Consider the following 21,461-nt stretch of genomic DNA (forward strand, 5'->3'; position numbering starts at 1 on the left):
ATGTCTGAATCTACAAGCTCACATATCATACTGAAAATATGGTGTTTTATTTTAGGACTAGCTTTGCTACTGACAGGATTGTTTTTTACAGTCGGTGGTGTGAAGTTGGTGATATTAGGCGGATCATGGTATTTCGTGATCTCTGGTCTATTAACATTGGCATCCGCACTTTATATTTTTAAGAAAAAGGTATTAGGTGTCTGGTTATTTAGTCTTGTTTTTGCAGGAACGGTGATTTGGGCATTGGTTGATGCTGGCTGGGAATTTTGGCCACTATTCTCAAGACTTATGTTTCCAGCAGGTTTATTTGCAGCTCTCATTCTGACTTTACCTGCGATACGTCGTTATCAGTTTCAACCTATATCAGCTATGCCTGCTTATGCAGTGGGTAGTTTGACTGTATTGGGTATGATCTTTGGTTTTTATCAAATGTTTATTCCACACCCAACGGTCACGGCTTCTGGTGCGCAATTGCCATTGGTTCCAGTTAAAGCAGATATGAAGCAAACCAATTGGCAACATTATGGACAGGATGCTGGTGGTAGTCGTTTCGCAGCTTTAGATCAAATTACCCGTGACAATGTACATCAATTAAAAGAAGTTTGGCGCTTCCGTACAGGTGACTTCACCACAGGATCAGGTAATGGTGCTGAAGATCAAATGACACCATTGCAGGTTGGCAATAAACTTTTCTTATGCACACCGCACAATAATATTTTTGCTTTAGAGGCCGATTCAGGCAAACAACTTTGGAAAGCTGAAGTGAATTCTAAAGCGGATGCGTGGGAACGTTGTCGTGGAGTTGCATACTTTGATTCAACTCAAACATTGCAACAACCAACCTTAGTCGGCGCAACTCCAGTCAAAGCTGTTGCAACAAATACTTCTTGTTTACGCCGTGTTTATACCAATACTCCTGATGGTCGTTTGATTGCTGTCAATGCTGACACAGGTGAGCGCTGTAAAGACTTTGGTGTAGATGGTACTGTTGATTTATTAAAAGGATTGGGCGAGGGCACTAAAGCCCCACGTTTTGAAGTCACTTCTGCGCCAACGGTGGCTGGTTCAGTATTGGTCATTGGTAGCCGTATTGCAGATAACTTTGCGGCAGATATGCCAGGTGGTGTAATTCGTGCGTACGATGTCATTACAGGTGAATTACGTTGGGCATTTGATCCACGTAATCCTGATCCAAACTATGTACTTAAAGATGGTGAAACCTATAAGCGTAGTTCAGCGAACTCATGGGCAGCCATGTCTTATGATCCGCAAATGAACACCGTATTTTTACCTATGGGAAGTTCATCTGTAGATGTTTGGGGCGGTAATCGTCAGCCACTCGATCACAAGTACAACTCATCTGTTTTGGCTTTAGATGCAACAACAGGTAAAGAAAAATGGGTATATCAAACTGTTCATAATGATTTATGGGATTTTGATTTACCAATGCAACCAAGTCTTATTGACTTCCCAATGAAAGACGGAACAAACAAACCTGCGGTGGTAATTGGAACAAAATCAGGTCAATTTTTTGTCTTAGATCGTGTCACAGGTCAGCCTCTGACAAAAGTGATTGAGCAGCCTGTAAAACCTGCTGATATTAAAGGTGAACAGTACAGTCCGACACAACCTCGTTCAGTTGAAATGCCTCAAATTGGTAATCAAACCTTAACTGAATCAGATATGTGGGGTGCAACACCATTTGATCAATTGATGTGTCGTATCAACTTCAAATCAATGCGTTACGAAGGTTTATTTACCGCACCAGGTAAAGATGTTTCACTCAGCTTTCCGGGTTCTTTAGGGGGGATGAATTGGGGCAGTATTGCGTTTGATCCAAGCCATCAATATATGTTTGTGAATGACATGCGTTTAGGCTTATGGATTAGATTAATTGAGCAAACGCCAGAAGATTTAGCGCTTGAAGCGAGCGGTGGAGAAAAAGTCAATACAGGTATGGGTGCAGTGCCAATGAAAGGCACACCATATAAAGTAGACAAAAACCGCTTTTGGTCAGCGTTTAATATTCCATGTCAAAAACCACCATACGGTACGATGACTGCAATTGATATGAAAACACGTCAAATTGCATGGCAAGTACCAATGGGAACAGTAGAAGATACTGGCCCGATGGGTATCAAAATGGGGCTGAAAGCACCAATCGGTATGCCTACAATTGGTGGACCAATGGCAACTCAAGGTGGTTTAGTCTTCTTTGCAGCAACACAAGACTATTATTTACGTGCATTAGATTCTTCAACGGGTAAAGAGTTGTGGAAATCACGTTTACCTGTTGGTAGCCAAGCAACGCCGATCAGTTATGTTTCACCTAAAACAGGCAAACAGTATGTGATGATTACGGCGGGCGGAGCTCGTCAATCGCCTGATCATGGTGATTATGTGATTGCGTACAGCTTGCAATAATCGTTTAAAAGGCATTTTGAAAACCTGCAATAATTGAATTATTGCAGGTTTTTATTTTGTATTGAATCAAGCTGAAGCTTTCAAAATAGGCATTTGAATCGCATCTGAAATTACCACAAATTGCGGTTTTGCATTTTCTTGAAGTTGGTAATCTGAAAAATTGACTTGCCAAAAACCTAAACTGGCTGTGGTTGCGATATAAAAAACTTGATTTTCATGATCGCGCACAATTTCCCATTGAGTATAGTCTCCTTTAGGATTACTGCTTTGGTCAATACACTGCCCACGTGTTACATAAATACCTTTAATGACATTCATGGTGTGGGCAATCGCAGCATTGTTGCTTGGTTTAGGATTTTGATTTAACCATAACATTGAATAATTCAATGTCATTGTAGTGCGTAGGAAACGGTCGGCGGGTAATGCTGATGAAGATAAACCAATGGAACCACCACCATTTCCGGCTTTATTAACATTCAAACCAATGATGGTTTTATTATCTGTTTCGACATTTGTGACGCCTAAATAGTTTTCCAAATTTGTTCGATGCCAATCAATAAACGGGTTATTTGTCATCACACCAATATCACTATTATCAGTAATCGATAAAGCACCATCACGGAATTCAAGAACTAAACTTGCTCCTGTTTTATCGTGGAATTGGAAATGAATAGGAATTAAATTTTTTACTTCATTACTTTGATTGAGTTCTGTATGTTCAGAAAATTGTAATGGGTCCCAGAAATATAGAGTTTCACCTAAAGATGTAGTTTTACCTTGTTGAATAGCATATAAATCGTTTTTTAATGTTTCAACTGAAGAATAATTAGAAACAGCCCAACCACAAATATCAAGTGCAGAAATGAGTTTTGCATGTTGTGGAGCATCAGCTTTTTTAGGATAAATCGATGGTGGAAGCCACAGTGCTGCTGCTGAGAATCCTTCAGTATTCATAGCATCAGAAACTTTGGTATCCAATAAATTTAAAGGTAATTTAATACCAATACCCATAAACCCATATTTTGCTTGCCATTTATATGCAGGAGTATTGGGATTCAGACTATCAATGGCTTTTAAGCTGGTTGCAACGGGTATGGCAGCCAATTGCCATGTAAATGTAGCTGCAAAATCCATTGTACGACCTGAAATTCGATAACCTGTTGATTGAGGTAAAATAAACTCAGTACACATATATTATTTTCTCTTTTGATTATGAATAAAATAATTATTTTTAAATTGATAATTTATTTTTAGAGCAATTGTGTATGTCATAAAAATAAATAAGTTTAGAAATTATCAGATGATTTTTTTAAAGTCAATTTCTCTATTTAATATAATGGTTTGATAAATATAAATTAATTTTTCTTATGAATCATTTAAATAATATTTGTTAATAACGATCTTTATAGCACTGTATATAAAGTAAAACATGATTCAATTGTATAAGCTTGTATATACAAATAACATCATATTCATATACAATGCTTTAGATTATTTAGTATGAGTTTTAGCCAATGTCAAGAGCGTCAAAGCAAAACGATCTGGATTTATCTTTAGAAGAAGATAGTCCTATTCCATTGTATTTGCGCGTGAAACAAATGATTTCACAGAAAATCTATGAAGGAACTTGGTCTGTAAATAAAAAGATTCCTTCTGAGAGTGAATTGGTTAATTTGTTGGGTTGTAGCCGTATGACGGTCAATCGTGCCTTGCGTGAACTCACCAGCGAAGGTTTATTGGTGCGTATACAAGGTGTAGGCTCTTTTGTAGCAGAAGGACAAGGGCGAACGGCTCTATTTCATGTCAATAACATTGCGGAAGAAATTATTGCCAGAAATCATAAGCATCGTGCGGAAGTATTAATACTTGAACAAATTCAAGCTAATACAGAGCAAAGCGTACTTATGCAAATTCGAGAGGGACAAAAGTTATTCCATTCCATCATCGTACATTATGAAAATGATGTACCTGTACAGATTGAAGATCGTTTGGTTGATCCTGTGTTAATTCCTGATTATTTGGCGCAGGATTTTAAATCAATTACACCCAATGCTTATTTGATGTCGAAAGCGCCTGTAACCGAAGGTGAGCATGTCGTAACAGCAATTCTAGCTTCAGCACAAGAGTGTAAATGGTTGAAAATTAACAAGACAGAACCATGCTTATTGATTCGTCGCCGTACATGGTCAAACAAACAATTGATTTCTAGTGCTCGATTGATTTATCCGGGTAGTCGTTATTATTTGGAAGGTAAATTTACCCAATGATTGAGCTGTTAAAAGCTGTTAATTATAAGAGAATGCGCTGGAAAAATGGTGCTGGTTATACGGTTGAACTTGCACGTAGTGAGGGTGATAGCCTAGAGCTGTTTGATTGGCGAATTTCCATGGCTGATGTTAAAACATCGGGTGATTTTTCCAAATTTAATGGTATGCAACGCATTCTGACTGTATTAGATGGTCAGGGCATCGTATTGAATATTGATAATCATTTTCGACACCTCAAAACTTTACAATCAGTTCAATTTAATGGTGACAGTAATACCAGTTGTGAGTTGATTGATGGATCTATTCGGGATTTTAATCTGATTTATGATCCACAAAAATATCACGCACGATACCAGTGGATTGTTGATTCTACAAACTCAGAAATATTTAGCTCAGCCGATTTCATTTTTATTTTTAATCAGAGCCTAGAACTTTTAAAAGTTGAAATTGCGCAACAGATTTTTTATCTGGATCATCAAGATAGTCTTAAAATTGACAATGAAAAATTATTGAAAAATATTGTTTTAGATCAACAAATTTTAAAGAAAATTTGTCTAATTGAACTGATAAAAATCTAAATTATCTTCACTTTTTTAAACCCATACAATTTGTGGTTGTATGGGTTTTTTATTGTCAATTAAAAAATAAATCAATTAATTTCATTAACTTGTAATTTATTTTTATAAAAGAATAAAAATGCATCTTTTCAAGATAAAAGATTTGTGTAGTATATGGATGTATATACAAGTTAATACATTGCTATACAGTAAAAGCAGATTAATTTACGGTTCAAATCTCAAAGGAAGGAGTCCGATTGTGACAACAACGACAACAAAATTTCGTGATGTAGAAATTCGAGCACCGCGTGGTACACAGCTCAATGCAAAAAGCTGGTTAACTGAAGCACCACTTCGCATGTTGATGAATAATCTTGATCCTGATGTTGCAGAAAATCCAAAAGAGCTTGTTGTTTACGGTGGTATTGGTCGCGCTGCACGTAACTGGGAATGTTTTGACAAGATCGTTGAAACGCTAAAGAATTTAGAAACTGATGAAACCTTATTGGTTCAATCTGGTAAGCCAGTCGGTGTTTTTAAAACGCATAAAGACGCACCACGTGTTTTGATTGCGAACTCGAATCTTGTACCACATTGGGGAACTTGGGAGCATTTCAATGAATTGGATGCGAAAGGTTTGGCAATGTATGGTCAGATGACAGCGGGTTCTTGGATTTATATTGGTAGCCAAGGCATTGTACAAGGTACCTATGAAACGTTTGTAGAAGCAGGTCGCCAACACTATAACGGTGATTTGACAGGTCGTTGGGTCTTGACTGCTGGTTTAGGTGGTATGGGCGGAGCACAACCTTTAGCTGCAACACTTGCAGGCGCATGCTCACTCAATATCGAATGCCAACAAAGCAGTATCGATTTCCGTTTACGTACCCGTTATGTCGATGAGCAAGCAACTGATTTAGATGATGCGTTAGCACGTATTGAAAAATATACCAAAGAAGGTAAGGCGGTTTCGATTGCACTACATGGCAATGCAGCAGAAATTTTACCTGAGTTGGTTCGTCGCGGTGTACATCCTGATATGGTGACAGACCAAACGAGCGCACATGATCCATTGAATGGTTATTTGCCAATTGGCTGGACATGGGAAGAATACCGTCAGCGCGCTAAAACTGAACCAGAAGTTGTGGTCAAAGCGGCTAAACAATCGATGGCGCAGCACGTTCAAGCCATGTTGGATTTCCAAAAAATGGGTGTTCCAACCTTTGACTATGGCAATAACATCCGTCAAATGGCACAAGATGAAGGCGTAGCAAATGCCTTTGATTTCCCAGGTTTTGTTCCAGCTTATATCCGTCCATTGTTCTGTCGCGGTATTGGTCCATTCCGTTGGGCTGCACTTTCCGGTGATCCAGAAGATATCTATAAGACAGATGCCAAAGTAAAAGAACTCATTCCAGATGATGAACATTTACATCGCTGGTTAGATATGGCGCGTGAACGTATTAGCTTCCAAGGTTTACCAGCGCGTATTTGCTGGGTCGGCTTAGGTTTACGTGCAAAACTCGGTTTGGCATTTAATGAAATGGTGCGTAGTGGTGAACTTTCAGCACCAATTGTGATTGGTCGTGATCACCTCGATTCAGGTTCAGTGTCTAGTCCAAACCGTGAAACAGAATCAATGAAAGATGGTTCAGATGCCGTATCTGACTGGCCGTTATTAAATGCCTTGCTCAACACAGCAGGTGGTGCGACTTGGGTGTCATTACATCACGGCGGTGGTGTAGGTATGGGCTTCTCTCAACACTCAGGTGTGGTGATCGTATGTGATGGTACAGATGAGGCAGCAGCACGTATTGCACGTGTATTGACCAATGACCCTGCAACAGGGGTGATGCGTCATGCTGATGCAGGTTATGACATTGCGATTGATTGTGCCAAAGAGCAAGGCTTGAACTTGCCGATGATCACACAATAAACAGACAAGGACATTACGATGCTTTTTGCAATTGTGTAAGCGGCATCGTAAGCGAACAATAGAGTGCAAAACAGGACGCCAATAATGGAACTTCTAATTCAACCCGGCAAACTTAGCCTAGCAGATCTGCGCCACGCTTATTTAAATCCAATCAAAGTAAAACTCGATGACAGCGCCTCTGCTGGGATCAATGCGAGTGTTGCTTGTGTCGAACAAATCGTCAATGAAGGCCGTACTGCTTACGGGATCAATACGGGTTTTGGTTTACTTGCATCAACTAAAATTGCACCAGAAGACTTAGAGCAATTACAGCGTTCTTTGGTGTTATCACACGCTGCTGGCGTGGGTGAGCCGCTTGATGATGCGATGGTACGTCTGATTATGTTGCTCAAAGCAAATAGTTTGGCACGTGGCTTTTCGGGTATCCGCCGTAAAGTGATCGATGCGATTTTGGCATTGATCAATGCAGAAGTTTATCCGCATATTCCATTAAAAGGTTCTGTTGGTGCTTCAGGTGACTTGGCACCACTGGCACATATGTCTTTGGTATTATTAGGCGAAAGCAAAGCACGCTATAAAGGTGAATGGTTACCTGCGGTTGAAGCACTTAAAATTGCGGGTTTAGAGCCAATTTCTTTAGCTGCGAAAGAAGGTTTAGCACTTTTAAACGGGACACAAGTTTCTACAGCATACGCATTACGTGGTTTGTTTGAAGCAGAAGATTTATTTGCTGCTGCAACGGTGTGTGGTGGTTTAAGTGTTGAAGCAATGTTGGGTTCACGTGCACCATTCGATGCGCGTATTCATGAAGTTCGTGGTCAACGTGGTCAAATTGATGTTGCTGCTGCATATCGTGACTTACTGACTGAATCGAGTGAAATTTCTCATTCACATGAAGATTGTAGCAAGGTTCAAGACCCATACTCACTTCGTTGTCAACCTCAGGTGATGGGTGCGTGCTTGACTCAAATTCGTCAAGCTGCAGAAGTATTAGCAATTGAATCAAATGCTGTGTCGGATAACCCATTAGTCTTTGCAGCGGAAGGTGATGTGATTTCAGGTGGTAACTTCCACGCTGAACCAGTGGCTATGGCTGCGGACAACCTTGCATTGGCAATTGCCGAAATTGGTTCACTATCAGAACGTCGTATTTCGATGATGATGGACCGTCATATGTCACAATTGCCGCCATTCTTGGTTGCCAATGGTGGGGTCAATTCAGGCTTCATGATTGCTCAAGTAACAGCCGCTGCGTTAGCAAGTGACAATAAAGCACTTGCACATCCTGCCAGTGTTGATAGTTTACCGACCTCTGCAAATCAGGAAGACCATGTTTCCATGGCACCGAATGCGGGTAAACGCTTATGGTATATGGCAGACAACGTTCGCGGCATTCTTGCAGTTGAGTGGTTAGGAGCATGTCAGGGACTTGATTTCCGTGAAGGTTTGAAGAGTTCTCCAAAACTTGAGCGTGCACGTAAAGTGTTGCGTGACGAAGTGCCTTATTACAGTGAAGATCGTTTCTTTGCGCCAGATATTGAGCAGGCAAGTGAATTGCTCGCAAGTGGTTGCTTGAACGAATTACTGATTCCAGAACTATTACCGAGTTTGTCTAACGTGTGATCAATAAAACGGTCACATGGAGTGGCCGAATCTAACTAAATTTCCTCAAGGATTGGAGATTATAATGTCACAACACTCCACACTACAGCGGGGGTTAAATGCCCGCCATATCCGATTTTTAGCACTTGGTTCTGCGATTGGAACTGGATTATTTTATGGTTCGGCTTCTGCGATTAAACTCGCAGGTCCATCAGTGTTATTGGCTTATGTGATTGCAGGGATTGCAATCTATATCGTTATGCGTGCTTTAGGCGAAATGGCGGTACATAATCCTGTATCGGGTTCTTTTAGTCATTATGCATCTCATTATATTGGCCCATTAGCAGGTTTTGCGACAGGCTGGACTTACGTTTTTGAAATGGTCATTGTTGCCATTGCCGATGTGACCGCTTTCGGGATTTACATGGGCTTCTGGTATCCTGATGTCCCACGATGGATCTGGATTTTATCCGTAGTTTCATTCTTGGGCGCGATTAACCTCATTCACGTCAAAGTCTTTGGTGAATTAGAGTTCTGGTTCTCTCTGATTAAAGTTGTTGCCATTGTTGCTATGATTTTGGGTGGTTTTGGTTTACTACTTTATGGTTTCCATGGCGATCATGGCAGTGTTGCCAGCATTCAAAACCTTTGGATTCACGATGGCTTTATGCCAAATGGGATAGCAGGTTTAATTGCATGTTTCTCTGTGGTGGTGTTTGCTTTTGGTGGTATTGAAATTATTGGTATCACTGCGGGTGAATCAGAAAATCCAAAAACTACGATTCCACGTGCAATTAATGCTGTTCCAGTACGTATTTTATTATTCTATATCTTAACGATTTTTGTTTTGATGGCAATTTTCCCTTGGAACCAAATTGGTAGTCAAGGTAGCCCATTCGTTCAGATCTTTGAAAATTTAGGCATCAAATCAGCTGCAACAGTATTGAATATTGTTGTGATTACTGCGGCGGTTTCTGCGATCAATAGTGATGTATTTGGTGCTGGTCGTATGTTGTACGGTATGGCAAAAGAAGGTCAGGCGCCTAAAGCATTTACCAAACTTTCTCGTAATGGCGTGCCATATATGACAGTGATGGTCATGGCGGGTGTGTTATTGGTTGGTGTGGTTTTAAACTACCTGATTCCAGAAAACGTCTTTATGATTATTGCATCAATTGCAACCTTTGCGACCGTTTGGGTCTGGTTGATGATTTTACTTTCTCAAGTTGCGATGCGTCGTAAGTTATCTAATGCTGAAATTAAAGCCCTTGATTTCCCTGTGATTGGCTGGCCAATCGCACCTGCATTTGCAATTGCATTCATGCTATTTATCTTTGGTGTGATTGCATATTTCCCTGACTCAAGACCTGCAATTTATGTTGGTGCAACGTGGTTAGTTCTACTTTGGATTGCTTATACCATTTGGGTGAAACCCAAGCAAAACACAGTAAAAGAAAATCAAACCATGCAACAAAATATCGAAATGGAAAGCTAGTGATCAAACTGCTCAGGTGTGATCCCATCTGAGCAGTGAGAGGAATTTTGAATGAAAAAGCTTTGGAAAAACTGTCATATTGCCACAATGCAAGATGGAAAATATTCCAGTATTGAACAGGCTGCAATGGTGACTTCAGGGCAGCATATTCATTGGATTGGAACATTTAAAGATCTTCCTGCTGATGATTATTCCGAAATTATTGATTTGAATGGCGCTTGGGTGACACCGGGTTTGATTGATTGTCATACGCATAGTGTGTTTGGTGGAAATCGTAGCGTCGAGTTTGAAAAACGCTTGCAAGGTGTTAGCTATGCTGAAATTGCAGCGAGCGGTGGTGGTATTGCCAGTACGGTTCGCGCCACGCGTGAAGCCAGTGAAGAACAGTTGCTGGCATCGACATTAAAACGAATTCGTTGTTTGCTTAAAGAAGGTGTTACCACCATTGAGATTAAGTCAGGTTATGGTCTGGACTATGCCAATGAACGGAAAATGCTACGAGTGATTCGTCAGATTGCAGAAACTTTGCCGATGACAGTACGTGCCACTTGCTTGGCTGCACATGCTTTACCACCAGAATATCAAGATCGAAGCGATGCTTATATCGAGCATATCTGCAATGAAATGCTGCCAAAATTACACCAAGAAGGTTTAGTGGATGCAGTCGATGCCTTTTGTGAATATTTGGCATTTTCGCCAGCTCAAGTCGAACGTTTATTTAAAACAGCCCAGTCTTTAAATCTCCCGATCAAGTTACATGCTGAGCAGCTATCTGCATTGGGCGGATCGAGTTTAGCGGCACGTTATCAAGCCTTATCAGCAGACCATTTAGAGTTTATGACGGAAGATGATGTCAAGGCGATGGCGGCTGCAGGCACAGTTGCAGTGTTATTGCCGGGTGCATTCTATTTCTTGAGAGAGACTAAATATCCACCATTAGACAGTTTGCATCAACATGGTGTGCGTATCGCATTATCCAGTGATTTAAATCCGGGTACATCGCCAGCTATATCTTTGCGTTTAATGATGAATATGGGCAGTACCTTATTCCGTCTCACGCCTGAACAAACTTTGGCAGGTGTGACAACGCACGCAGCACATGCATTGGGTCTACAAGACACACATGGCACTTTAGAGGCAGGTAAAGTTGCAGACTTTATTGCATGGGATATTGAGCATCCTTCGGAAATTGTTTACTGGTTGGGTGGCGATTTGTCGAAACGCATTATTCAGCATGGCACTGAAATCTCGATCTAAAATCCATTTTTAAAGAGTTGTATTCATGATGAACCATTCATTTAAATGGCAAGGGCGACAAGATGGAGAAGGTGAGCAACATCTACGTATCCATCAGGTGGTTAATACCAGCCAACATGCTGCTTTTGCGTTAATCGGTTTTAGTTCAGATGAAGGTGTGAAGCGCAACAAAGGGCGTTTAGGTGCAGCGGATGCACCCGATATGATACGTGCTCAATTGGCAAATTTACCTGTTCATCAATCGATTTCGATTGCCGATTTGGGCACGGTAGTTTGTGATCACGGAAAATTGGAACAAGCTCAGGCTGAACTAGCAGAACAGGTTGAACGTAGCTTGAAACAATGCATGAAACCGATTGTTTTAGGTGGTGGTCATGAGGTTGCATTTGGCAGTTTTTCTGGGTTATTTCAATATATCCAAAACAATGAGCCAAACAGAAAGATAGGAATCATTAATTTTGATGCGCATTTTGATCTTCGTGAAGCTGAAGAGGTGACTTCAGGAACACCTTTTCTAAATGCAGCAAACTTGTCAAAGCAGCATGATCAGGAATTTAATTATCTCTGTATCGGTGTGGCGAAGCATTCAAATACTAAAGTTTTGTTTGAAACAGCAGATCGTTTGAATTGTAGCTATATCTACGACCATGAATTACAACTGACTAATCTTGTAAATTTAATTTCGAAAATTAATGGTTTTATTGAAAAGGTTGACGACTTATACATCACCGTTGATTTGGATGTATTTAGCGCCAGCATCGCACCTGGTGTCAGTGCACCAGCAGTCAAAGGCATTGATTTATCCGTCTTTGACCCATTATTAGAGGCCATTAAGAAAACTGGAAAAATTAAAGTTTTTGATGTGGCTGAATGCAACCCACGGTTTGATTTGGATAACAGAACTGCCAAATTAGCCGCTTATATAATTTTTAATTACCTATTTGATTGATGACTCAAACGAACTTATCAAAAGGATAAAACATGTCTAATTTATCTTATGTCTCTCAAAATGACGGTCCATGGGCAACTTATCTGAAACAGATTGAGCGTGTTGCTCCATATCTAGATGGTTTAGAAGACTATGTGGACACATTGAAGCGCCCAAAACGTGCTTTGATTGTCGACGTGCCAATTGTGATGGACGATGGCACAATTCGTCATTTTGAAGGTTATCGTGTACAACACAACTTGTCACGAGGTCCGGGTAAAGGCGGTATTCGCTATCACCCAGATGTAGATTTAAATGAAGTGATGGCTCTTTCAGCATGGATGACCATTAAAACTGCGGTGGTGAATTTACCATTCGGCGGTGCAAAAGGTGGCATCCGTGTTGACCCGCGTCAACTTTCACCACGTGAATTAGAACGTTTAACCCGTCGTTATACCAGTGAAATCAGTCATATTATTGGCCCTCAAAAAGATATTCCTGCACCAGATGTAGGTACTAATCCAAACGTCATGGGCTGGATCATGGATACTTACTCATCGGGTCAAGGTCATACAGTGACGGGTGTTGTAACGGGTAAACCGGTACATCTTGGTGGTTCTCTTGGTCGTATTAAAGCGACAGGTCGTGGTGTATTTATCACGGGTCAACAAGTGGCTGAAAAAATCAAATTACCTTTAGACGGTGCGAAAATTGCGGTTCAAGGATTTGGTAACGTGGGCAGTGAGGCTGCATATTTGTTTGCAGACTCAAAATCGATCATTGTGACGATTCAAGATCACACAGGTACGATTTTCAACCCTGAAGGGATCGATCTTGCTGCATTAAAAACTCACATGGAAACTCACCAAGTTGTGGGTGGCTTTGCTGGTGCGCAAGTGATCAGTGATGAAGAGTTCTGGAATGTAGAGATGGATATTTTGATCCCTGCTGCATTGGAAAGCCAAATCACAGTTGAACGTGCTCAAAAATTAACTGCGAAGTTAGTGCTTGAAGGCGCGAACGGCCCAACATTCCCTGAAGCGGATGATGTTTTGGTTCAACGTGGTATTACTGTTGTGCCTGACGTGATTTGTAACGCGGGTGGTGTAACCGTATCTTACTTTGAATGGGTTCAAGATATGTCGAGCTACTTCTGGTCTGAAGAAGAAATTAATGAAAGACTGGACAAGTTGATGATTCAAGCCATTAACGATGTATGGCACAAATCAAGCGAAAAAGAATGTACTTTACGTACAGCAGCCTTCATTTTAGGTTGTGAGCGTATCTTAAAAGCACGTAAAGAGCGTGGTATTTTCCCAGGCTAATTTTAGCTGTGCTTTTAAAACGACCTCAGAACACTTGTTTTAAGGTCGTTTTTTTTATTGTTGGATCAATCCAAAAAGAAATCTTTCTGTAGATTGGTATTTCCAGCGACACATGCATATTGAGAAAAATCAGTGATACCGACTCTTGCTAGAGCTTGTTCATCTGTTAGGCTTTGTCCCGTCAGTTCACCTTTTGCCGTGCTATAAATCGCAAAAGCTGCATCTGCCATGATCTCAGGTTTACGGCTGACCTGTAAGGTACTTTCCTCACCTAAATTCTTAGAAACTGCTGCGGTTGCGATATAAGTTTCAGGCCACAAGGTATTACATGAAATGCCATATTGGCGAAATTCTTCTGCCATGCCCAAAGTCAAAATCGTCATACCGTATTTAGATAAAGCATAAGGTGAAAGCATCCCGAGCCATTTCGGTGACATATTTACAGGTGGCGATAAACTCAAAATGTGTGGATTTTCAGATTGCTTTAAAAAGGGCAATGCAGCTTGGGCACAAATGAAAGTAGCACGATGATTAATGGTTTGGATCAGGTCATATTGTTTTAACGATGTGGATTCCACACCCATCAATGCGATTGCACCTGCATTATTAATCAGCACATCAATTCCACCAAAGGCTTTGGCGGCTTGCTGAATAGCTGTATGGATTTGCTGTTCATCTCTAACATCTAGTAACAGTGGCAATGCTTTGCCGCCAGTAGCTTCAATTTCTTCAGCTACGCTATAAATCGTACCTGTTAATTTAGTGGTCTCGACTTCGGTTTTTGCTGCAATTACGACATTAGCACCTGCCTGAGCTGCTTTTAAGGCAATCGCTCTGCCAATACCTCGACTGCCGCCAGTGATAAAAACAGTTCTTCCTTGCATATTATTCATTGAGATGTCCTAGATTTGAGTTGTTGTAAACGTTGAATTAGATCATGAAAGGGTGAGCAAATTTTTCAGGATTATATAGTTGACGTTGCTTGGCACTCTTTACAATGCGATGGCGGAGCTGACGTTTGATCACGGCATAGGTTAGGCGGTGCTTTTGTGCCATATCTTCTGCAAATTTAAACACTTCATGACTTAATGATTCGATTGGTTCAATTTGGTGAACGAGTTGGGATTGTAGACATTCAGTGCCTGTCATGGTTTTACCTGTCAAAGACATTTCCCAAATTGCATGTTGATTGGGAAGTAGTTGTACAATTTCAGCAATGGTATCTGTAAAAGGAATGCCAAGATGGACTTCTGGAAAGCAAAAACGTCCTCGATCTGATCGCATAAATCGGAAGTCACAAGCAGACGCGAGAATTGCACCTCCTGCATAAGCATTACCACCTATTTCAGCAATTACAGGTAAGTTGAGTAATGCTAAACGGAGTAACATATTTTCAAGTTGCAGGGTAAAGGCTTTTTTATCTTCCAAGGATTGTTGCATTAACCAAGCAAGGTCTAAGCCATTACAGAAGGTTTTAGGATGATCACTTCGAATAATTAAACAGGCATTATTTTTATCACTTTCAATTTCATCAAAAATAGCAAAATATTCTTCTAATACCGCTTTATTTAAAGCATTTTCCTGATTGCCATTCGTCAGACTCAGCACATAGGTCGATTGCTGTTTATCGAGTGTCATGGTTGCCATTTCAGCAATTCCTCATTGTTTTAGTCATCAATCTTGAGGTTATTATTTCGAAGAAAATGCTCGCTCAATAGGGGAGACTATGCCATATTAATGATCATTTTAGGACATAGGATGTGTCATGCGTGATCCTTTTGGATTGTTTCAAGAAACCATCTCTGTTTCTTATGCCCATGTATTATTAGAAATCGTCTATGAATATGGCATCGATGCAAACATCATTTTGCATGGAACAGGTCTGATTCTGACTGACATGAAACAAGCCGATGCCAAGATGAGTGCGCATCAATGGTCAAAACTAGTGGTGAATGCGTTACGACTGACGAGGAATCCGCGTCTCGGGATTGAATATGGGTTTAGGTTACGTCCAACTTCGCATGGGGCTTTAGGTTTTGCATTTCTGAGTTGTGCGGATGTTGAAACGGCGTTAAGTCTTTGTCAGCAGTATTTTTGTACTCGAATTCAAAATTTTACCCCTGAATGGCATATTGATGAAACGTTTATCTATGTTTATCTAGATGATGTTCACCCAGTGAAATTAGGTGATGCAGAACAATCTGATCAGTTAAGGCATTTTTTGATCGAGAGCTTATTATTTGGAGCAATTCATTTTCTGAGCTTATTTTCTGAGAAAATTGCAGAAAGTTGTGAGGTGTTTGTGGATTGGGCAGATGCTCAGAATTATGAAAAAATTGATTTATCTCAGATAAAGATTCATTTTAATCAAACACGTAACGGTTTTCGATTTTCTAAAAAGTATTTACATTGTAAGAATTCGAATGCAGATCAAGTCGCATTCCAACAGGCTATTTTGTATTGTGAAAATGACAAGCTTAAACTCGTAAAAGAAAGTACTCGGGACTTACAAAAAAGTATTCGCTCTGAGTTGTTGTATCATTCCAGTCATGGTTATCCCTCACTTCCATTGATTGCACAGCGCTTAAATATGTCAGAACGAACGATTAAGCGGCATTTGCAAGCACAGGGTACTACATTTTTGCAAATCTTGGCTGAGGTTCGTTTTAATCAAGCCAAGAAATTACTGCAACAGCAGCAATATAGTATTCAGGATATTGCTGGCTTGGTAGGGTATGAAGAAGCCACCAATTTTATTCGTGCCTTTAAAAAGACGTTTGGGGAAACACCGAGTCAATATCGGAAAAGCTATTTGAGCACAATGAATTGATGTTATTTTTGCCTCGTTGGGCCAAATGGTCAGCCATTAGGAAATGGTGAGTGATCTTAACAAGAATGAAAAAATTATCGAATTTCAACATCATGTAAATGGACATTTTTTAAGGATAAAAATGAGTATGAGTTACCTCATTATCATGGCTTAGATGGTGATATTTTAACTTATCTAACTGAATATGATAGAAAAATTGGAAAAAGGTTAATGAAATGACAATTGATAGAACAGAATTATATTGGTCTTCACTATGTAAATTGATATCTAAATTGATTTGTTGGGTCCATATAGTTCGGAGGCAAGATTTTCAGGATGAGGACGATCGATGGGGACAACTTTTAACAATTTCTATAGAAGGCTATTTGGAAGGACCTGCTGGTTTTGTTTCTTTTAAAGATATAGATGCAGTAGAGATTTCAATATATCGTCTTAAGGGAGGAATGGCAAATCGACCATTGCAGATGATTGATATGAAAACTGAAATCTTAGAAGCTTTACAAGAGACTCAGCTCTGTTGGGAAATACGGGAAAGTACTTGGTCTGTTGATAGGCTTTTCGAAGAGGAGCCTGTAACAGTGATTGCTATTTTAAATCCATTCTGAATAGTTACCAATTTTATTCGTGCCTTTAAAAAGATGTTTGGGGAAACACCAGGTCAGTATCGCAAGAATAATCTATCCAAACTGAATTAATTTGGTATTTGACGTTGAATCGTCGTGATGAATAACTCTAGCGAATGCTGAATTTGTTCTGTCCATTCAAAAGAACAATTCATACGAATAAAATGTTGATGTGAGGGCAACACATTAAATAAAGGGCTTGGCGCAACACCAATATGATGTTGAATCAGTTGCTCATAGATTTGCATACTACTGACTTTGTCAGGGAGTTGAATCCATAGAAAATAACCGCTTGGATAGTTATACACTTTACAGTCTTGCGGTAGATGTTGTTTGAGATATTGAAAGAATTGTTTTTTATTCTTTTCCAAAGCCCGTCTAAGCGTTCTTAAATGCTTTTCATAATGATGATGAGAGAGGAATTCCACCAGTGCATTTTGGATCAAGGCGTTGGCAGAAATAGTACTCATCAATTGTAAATGTTGAATATGTTCAGAGAATTTACCTGCATAGACCCAGCCCATACGGAAACTTGAGCCTAATGTTTTAGAAAAAGAAGAACAGTGCAATACCAGATTCTGTTGGTCAAAATACTTCATTGGCAATGGTTTTTGGCTGCCATAAAACATTTCTTCATAAACATCATCTTCGATTAAATGAATTTGATGTTCATGCAACAATTTAGCGATTTTATATTTGATGTCATCGCTAACAGTAAAGCCAATTGGGTTATGTGCATTCAGCATAAACCAACAGACTTTAATTGGATAATTTTTGATGACTTGTTCAAAAGCCTCGATATCAAAGCCATGCTGAGGGTGTTCTGGGATGGTGATGACTTTTAAACCCAAACGTTCAGCAGCTTGCCAAGCACCATAAAAAATCGTTTGTTGTAATAAAATATAATCGCCAGGTTGCGTAATGGCTTGTAGTGAAAGATTTAATGCTTCCAGTCCGCCAGATGTAATGACAATGTCATCTGCATCGGTTGGAATCCCTTGCATACAATAACGTTGCGCGATCAATTTTCTTAATGCCAAATTACCGGGAGGTAAATTTGAAGTTTGGTCATAACTATGTCGATTGCGAGAAAGTTGTCCCATGATTTGAATCAGTTTTGGGGGATACAGTAACTGACTGTCTGGAAAGGCAGAACCTAATGGGCTGACATTGGAAGATTGAATCGACTTGAGATATTTAAAAACGAGTGAGTTAATTTCAATTTTCGGATTTAAAGAAACAACTGAATAGGCTTGTGGAATCTGAATATGATTTTGCTCAGCCACAAAATAACCTGACTTTTCTTTTGAATAAATCAGCCCTTGTGCTTCCAGTTCTTGGTAAGCATTCATCACGGTAATAAGACTGAAACCTGATCGTTGTACTTGCTCACGTAAAGAGGGTAACTTGGTGTGTGGCTGCCAAGAACCATTTTCAATAAGAAGTTTCAAGTTATGTGCTAATTGTTCTGATTTATACATAAAATAAAGTAAATCCGTATTGATGGAATAGCCCTCATCTAAAAGCTATTCCACCCATTTTTAATAAGCAAACATCAAAAGTAATCTAAATAGACCTGCAATGATGGCGAGTGCAAAAAAACCAACTAACCATAAGATTATAAACCATTGCATTTGGCTTAAATGCAGAGATTTAATTTTCATGCAAAGCTGCTCCTTAGTGATAACCTGTATCTCCAACCCGTACTTTATCTCTAAATACCCAGTAAGAGAGGATGGTATAGGCAATAATCATTGGAATTAAAATTACAGCACCGATTAAGGCAAATTTTTGACTTGAATATGGTGCTGCTGCTTCCCAAATCGTGACTGAGGGTGGAATAATATTCGGCCAAAGACTGATCACAAAACCTGTAAAAGCTAAAAACACTAACGCCAAGGTATAGATAAAGGGTTTGAAATCTTGCCGTTGTTTACAAGCTTTTAAAATCAGGAAGGTAAAGAGTAAGACTAAGATTGGCACAGGGCTAAAGTACAGTAGATTTGGTAAGGCAAACCAACGTGCTGCAATTTCAGGATGGGTTAGCGGCGTGTATAAACTGACACCTGCAAATATTATGAACAATATAATAATCAACTTAGGCATCAGTCCATACATTTTAGCTTGTAGTTCGTGATCTGTTTTCATGATCAACCAACCACAGCCGAGAGCTGCATACATCGCAACTACGCCTAAACCTGTAAAAAGTGCGAAAGGTGTGAACCAATCTAAACCTGAACCTGAGAAAATACCATTGGTGGTTTGGATACCTTGAATATAAGCGCCTAAAATCACACCTTGCAGGAAGCTGGATAGAATTGAACCCCAGATAAAGGCCTGATCCCATAAATGCTTGGTGCGATTCGCCTTAAAACGAAACTCAAAGGCAACACCACGAAAAATCAGTGCAATTACCATCAGGGTAATCGGCATATACAAAGCAGACAGTACGGTTGAATACACCAGAGGAAAGGCAGCAAACAAGCCAGCACCACCGAGCACCATCCATGTTTCATTGCCATCCCAGACAGGCGCGACGGTATTCATCATCACATCACGTTCTTCACGGCTTTTGATGAAAGGGAACAGAATTCCGATCCCCAAATCAAAACCATCCAAAATGACATAGATCAGGACACCGAGACCGATAATACCTACCCAAATCAGAGATAAATCAATCATGGTGCTTCTCCTTATTTGGGTCTTGCTGATCAATGCTTTCATCGACCGCACTTAAAGGACGCATTGGGGTCTTGAAGTGACCATGGCCTGCTGGCTCAAGATCAATGGCTTCAATAAATTCAGGACCTTTTTTCAGTAGTTTCAGCATGTTGTAAATACCGCTACCAAACACGATGGCATAGACCACCACGAAAATGATCAAACTGATACCGACTTGATCGGCTGTCACTGTATGGGATAAACCATCTTTAGTCCGCATCACGCCGTAAATCACCCACGGTTGACGACCGACTTCGGTGGTGACCCAACCCGCAAGTAAGGCAATATAGCCTGTAGGCCCCATGACAAAAGCGAATTTATGAAACCAAGATGAACCATAAAGCTTGCCTTTTTTACGCAGCCATAAGGCAACGAAAGAGAGCAGTACCATTAACATGCCAAGTCCGACCATGACACGGAAACTCCAAAACACAATGGCGGCATTTGGGCGGTCTTCAGGCGCAAAGTCTTTTAAACCTGTGACTTTACCTTCCATAGAATGGGTGAGTATTAGACTGCCGAGATGAGGAATTCCGACTTCATAGAGATTTTCTTCTTTATCCATGTTTGGAATGGCGAACAGCAGGAGTGGCATACCTTCATCGTGATTGGTTTTCCAATGACCTTCGATGGCTGCTAATTTTGCAGGTTGATGTTTTAAGGTATTCAAACCGTGATGATCACCAATCACCACTTGCAAACATGAAGTGGCGAGTACCATCCAAAGCCCCATTGAAAAAGATTTTTTAATGAGTTCGTCACGGCGACCTTTGATCAAATGCCAAGCAGCAGTCCCGACCACTAATAATGAGGAGACTAAAAAGGCTGCAACCGCCATATGCGCAAAGCGATAAGGGAAGGAGGGATTAAACACGATCGCCCACCAATCGGTTGGGATGATAATGCCATTCTCGATCGTAAAACCTTGCGGTGTCTGCATCCAACTGTTGGAGGAAAGAATCCAGAACATGGAAATACAGGTGCCGATTGCAACCATGAGGGTAGCAAAAAAGTGCGACTTGGGGCTGACACGCCCCCAACCGAACAACATGATGCCGAGAAAGCCAGCTTCCAAAAAGAATGCACTTAAAACTTCATAGGTCAGTAAAGGACCTGTGACACTTCCTGTAATGCGGGAAAATTCACTCCAGTTAGTGCCAAACTGGTAGCTCATCACCACGCCAGAGACGACCCCCATCCCAAAGGCAACAGCAAAGATTTTGATCCAAAATTTGAATAAATCTTTGTAAATCGGGTTTTGACTACGTAGCCATTTCCATTCCAGCATGGCAAGAAAACAGGCGAGACCAATCGAGGTAGCAGGAAAGATAATGTGAAATGAAACAGTAAATGCAAACTGTATTCGAGCTAATTCTAAAGCAGTGAAACCAAGATCCATATATCCTCTCCTATAACAGACGAGTAGAAGCAGTCGCTAGGAAAATGTGAAAAATAGACTTAAATAATTGAAAGTAAATAAAATGGTGAGTTGTATC

At 40.3% G+C, this 21,461-nt stretch carries 18 protein-coding genes; 11 read left to right on the forward strand and 7 right to left on the reverse strand.

Features of this window, described 5'->3' with window-relative positions; genetic code table 11:
* Window positions 1–2,424, forward strand: a complete 2,424-nt coding sequence (locus AC0JIQ_RS06410; RefSeq protein ID WP_474203008.1) for a glucose/quinate/shikimate family membrane-bound PQQ-dependent dehydrogenase — start codon at window positions 1–3, stop codon at window positions 2,422–2,424.
* Between the two features lie 66 nt (window positions 2,425–2,490).
* Here AC0JIQ_RS06410 and AC0JIQ_RS06415 read toward each other — a convergent pair whose 3' ends face one another.
* Window positions 2,491–3,615, reverse strand: coding sequence for a linear amide C-N hydrolase (locus tag AC0JIQ_RS06415; protein WP_474203009.1), 1,125 nt, complete (start codon window positions 3,613–3,615; stop codon window positions 2,491–2,493).
* Window positions 3,616–3,938: 323 nt separating this feature from the next.
* Here AC0JIQ_RS06415 and hutC point away from each other — a divergent pair, with 323 nt between their 5' ends.
* The 8 genes from hutC (at window position 3,939) to AC0JIQ_RS06455 (ending at window position 13,791) form a co-directional block, all read left to right on the forward strand.
* Window positions 3,939–4,691, forward strand: coding sequence for a histidine utilization repressor (gene hutC, locus AC0JIQ_RS06420; RefSeq protein WP_004662696.1), 753 nt, complete (start codon window positions 3,939–3,941; stop codon window positions 4,689–4,691).
* Window positions 4,688–5,269, forward strand: coding sequence for a HutD/Ves family protein (locus AC0JIQ_RS06425; protein WP_474203010.1), 582 nt, complete (start codon window positions 4,688–4,690; stop codon window positions 5,267–5,269). The genes hutC and AC0JIQ_RS06425 overlap by 4 nt, the downstream gene beginning before the upstream one ends.
* A 238-nt stretch (window positions 5,270–5,507) precedes the next feature.
* A complete protein-coding gene (hutU, locus tag AC0JIQ_RS06430; RefSeq protein ID WP_474203011.1) occupies window positions 5,508–7,184 on the forward strand; it encodes a urocanate hydratase in 1,677 nt (558 codons plus the stop codon).
* An 84-nt stretch (window positions 7,185–7,268) separates the two neighbouring features.
* Window positions 7,269–8,807 carry a histidine ammonia-lyase gene (gene hutH, locus AC0JIQ_RS06435; protein WP_474203012.1) on the forward strand — a complete coding sequence of 513 codons (1,539 nt, stop codon included), beginning with the start codon at window positions 7,269–7,271 and terminating at the stop codon, window positions 8,805–8,807.
* 64 nt (window positions 8,808–8,871) lie between these two features.
* Window positions 8,872–10,281 (forward strand): amino acid permease, encoded by a 1,410-nt coding sequence (locus AC0JIQ_RS06440; RefSeq protein WP_336936628.1) that lies wholly within the window; start codon window positions 8,872–8,874, stop codon window positions 10,279–10,281.
* Between the two features lie 51 nt (window positions 10,282–10,332).
* The gene (gene hutI, locus AC0JIQ_RS06445) at window positions 10,333–11,538 is read left to right on the forward strand and encodes an imidazolonepropionase (RefSeq protein ID WP_474203013.1); all 1,206 of its coding nucleotides are present in this window, start codon (window positions 10,333–10,335) and stop codon (window positions 11,536–11,538) included.
* 28 nt (window positions 11,539–11,566) lie between these two features.
* Complete coding sequence (gene hutG, locus AC0JIQ_RS06450) at window positions 11,567–12,487, forward strand: formimidoylglutamase (RefSeq protein WP_474203233.1); 921 nt, start codon at window positions 11,567–11,569, stop codon at window positions 12,485–12,487.
* A 32-nt stretch (window positions 12,488–12,519) separates the two neighbouring features.
* Window positions 12,520–13,791, forward strand: coding sequence for a Glu/Leu/Phe/Val family dehydrogenase (locus AC0JIQ_RS06455; RefSeq protein WP_474203014.1), 1,272 nt, complete (start codon window positions 12,520–12,522; stop codon window positions 13,789–13,791).
* A gap of 65 nt (window positions 13,792–13,856) precedes the next feature.
* On the opposite strand, the gene AC0JIQ_RS06460 is transcribed toward AC0JIQ_RS06455, so the two are convergent.
* Both AC0JIQ_RS06460 and AC0JIQ_RS06465 read right to left on the reverse strand, forming a co-directional pair.
* Complete coding sequence (locus AC0JIQ_RS06460; protein ID WP_474203015.1) at window positions 13,857–14,684, reverse strand: SDR family oxidoreductase; 828 nt, start codon at window positions 14,682–14,684, stop codon at window positions 13,857–13,859.
* Between the two features lie 37 nt (window positions 14,685–14,721).
* Window positions 14,722–15,438, reverse strand: a complete 717-nt coding sequence (locus AC0JIQ_RS06465) for an enoyl-CoA hydratase/isomerase family protein (RefSeq protein ID WP_474203016.1) — start codon at window positions 15,436–15,438, stop codon at window positions 14,722–14,724.
* A 118-nt stretch (window positions 15,439–15,556) separates the two neighbouring features.
* On the opposite strand from AC0JIQ_RS06465, the gene AC0JIQ_RS06470 reads away from it, so the two are divergent.
* Window positions 15,557–16,621, forward strand: a complete 1,065-nt coding sequence (locus tag AC0JIQ_RS06470; protein WP_474203017.1) for an AraC family transcriptional regulator — start codon at window positions 15,557–15,559, stop codon at window positions 16,619–16,621.
* A gap of 215 nt (window positions 16,622–16,836) precedes the next feature.
* Window positions 16,837–17,226 carry a hypothetical protein gene (locus tag AC0JIQ_RS06475; protein ID WP_269239447.1) on the forward strand — a complete coding sequence of 130 codons (390 nt, stop codon included), beginning with the start codon at window positions 16,837–16,839 and terminating at the stop codon, window positions 17,224–17,226.
* A gap of 86 nt (window positions 17,227–17,312) precedes the next feature.
* Here AC0JIQ_RS06475 and AC0JIQ_RS06480 read toward each other — a convergent pair whose 3' ends face one another.
* From AC0JIQ_RS06480 to AC0JIQ_RS06495, 4 genes are read right to left on the reverse strand one after another with little or no spacing between them, the layout of a single operon-like run.
* Entirely contained in the window at window positions 17,313–18,725 is a 1,413-nt protein-coding gene (locus tag AC0JIQ_RS06480) for an aminotransferase-like domain-containing protein (protein ID WP_269239448.1), read from the reverse strand.
* A 60-nt stretch (window positions 18,726–18,785) separates the two neighbouring features.
* The gene (locus tag AC0JIQ_RS06485) at window positions 18,786–18,908 is read right to left on the reverse strand and encodes a hypothetical protein (RefSeq protein WP_474203018.1); all 123 of its coding nucleotides are present in this window, start codon (window positions 18,906–18,908) and stop codon (window positions 18,786–18,788) included.
* 13 nt (window positions 18,909–18,921) lie between these two features.
* Window positions 18,922–19,926, reverse strand: a complete 1,005-nt coding sequence (gene cydB / locus AC0JIQ_RS06490; protein WP_474203019.1) for a cytochrome d ubiquinol oxidase subunit II — start codon at window positions 19,924–19,926, stop codon at window positions 18,922–18,924.
* Window positions 19,919–21,364 (reverse strand): cytochrome ubiquinol oxidase subunit I, encoded by a 1,446-nt coding sequence (locus tag AC0JIQ_RS06495; RefSeq protein ID WP_474203020.1) that lies wholly within the window; start codon window positions 21,362–21,364, stop codon window positions 19,919–19,921. The genes cydB and AC0JIQ_RS06495 overlap by 8 nt, the downstream gene beginning before the upstream one ends.
* Between the last annotated feature and the right edge of the window lie 97 nt (window positions 21,365–21,461).

It is taken from the genome of Acinetobacter sp. FB (genome assembly GCF_056033405.1).

Coding starts and splice junctions, on each gene's coding strand:
- AC0JIQ_RS06410 (WP_474203008.1), top strand. CDS start 1: ATGTCTGAATCTACAAGCTCACATATCATACTGAAAATATGGTGTTTT.
- AC0JIQ_RS06415 (WP_474203009.1), bottom strand. CDS start 3,615: ATGTGTACTGAGTTTATTTTACCTCAATCAACAGGTTATCGAATTTCA.
- hutC (WP_004662696.1), top strand. CDS start 3,939: ATGTCAAGAGCGTCAAAGCAAAACGATCTGGATTTATCTTTAGAAGAA.
- AC0JIQ_RS06425 (WP_474203010.1), top strand. CDS start 4,688: ATGATTGAGCTGTTAAAAGCTGTTAATTATAAGAGAATGCGCTGGAAA.
- hutH (WP_474203012.1), top strand. CDS start 7,269: ATGGAACTTCTAATTCAACCCGGCAAACTTAGCCTAGCAGATCTGCGC.
- AC0JIQ_RS06440 (WP_336936628.1), top strand. CDS start 8,872: ATGTCACAACACTCCACACTACAGCGGGGGTTAAATGCCCGCCATATC.
- hutI (WP_474203013.1), top strand. CDS start 10,333: ATGAAAAAGCTTTGGAAAAACTGTCATATTGCCACAATGCAAGATGGA.
- hutG (WP_474203233.1), top strand. CDS start 11,567: ATGAACCATTCATTTAAATGGCAAGGGCGACAAGATGGAGAAGGTGAG.
- AC0JIQ_RS06455 (WP_474203014.1), top strand. CDS start 12,520: ATGTCTAATTTATCTTATGTCTCTCAAAATGACGGTCCATGGGCAACT.
- AC0JIQ_RS06460 (WP_474203015.1), bottom strand. CDS start 14,684: ATGAATAATATGCAAGGAAGAACTGTTTTTATCACTGGCGGCAGTCGA.
- AC0JIQ_RS06465 (WP_474203016.1), bottom strand. CDS start 15,438: ATGGCAACCATGACACTCGATAAACAGCAATCGACCTATGTGCTGAGT.
- AC0JIQ_RS06470 (WP_474203017.1), top strand. CDS start 15,557: ATGCGTGATCCTTTTGGATTGTTTCAAGAAACCATCTCTGTTTCTTAT.
- AC0JIQ_RS06475 (WP_269239447.1), top strand. CDS start 16,837: ATGACAATTGATAGAACAGAATTATATTGGTCTTCACTATGTAAATTG.
- AC0JIQ_RS06480 (WP_269239448.1), bottom strand. CDS start 18,725: ATGTATAAATCAGAACAATTAGCACATAACTTGAAACTTCTTATTGAA.
- AC0JIQ_RS06485 (WP_474203018.1), bottom strand. CDS start 18,908: ATGAAAATTAAATCTCTGCATTTAAGCCAAATGCAATGGTTTATAATC.
- cydB (WP_474203019.1), bottom strand. CDS start 19,926: ATGATTGATTTATCTCTGATTTGGGTAGGTATTATCGGTCTCGGTGTC.
- AC0JIQ_RS06495 (WP_474203020.1), bottom strand. CDS start 21,364: ATGGATCTTGGTTTCACTGCTTTAGAATTAGCTCGAATACAGTTTGCA.